General features: G+C 61.4%; 1 protein-coding gene. It reads left to right on the forward strand.

Features of this window, described 5'->3' with window-relative positions; translation table 11 throughout:
* On the forward strand, positions 1–186 hold a 186-nt coding region (locus EEB11_RS19390), incomplete at its 5' end, for a transposase (protein WP_167852828.1).
* Between the last annotated feature and the right edge of the window lie 24 nt (positions 187–210).

Below are 210 nucleotides of genomic sequence, written 5' to 3' on the forward strand. Positions count from 1 at the left end.
GACGAACGGGCCAACCGCATCATCGCCATGGTGCGCGCGAAGGTCGAGCATCCGTTCCGGGTCATCAAGCGCCAGTTCGGCCATGTGAAGACCCGCTACCGGGGCCTCGCCAAGAACCGCGCCCAGATCTTCACACTGTTCGCGCTCTGCAACCTGTTCCTGGTGCGAAGAAGGCTGATGGCATGAGAACGAGTCTGTCCGAAAAACGGG

The sequence above is a fragment of the Pseudotabrizicola sediminis genome (assembly GCF_004745575.1).
Lineage (GTDB): Bacteria > Pseudomonadota > Alphaproteobacteria > Rhodobacterales > Rhodobacteraceae > Pseudotabrizicola > Pseudotabrizicola sediminis.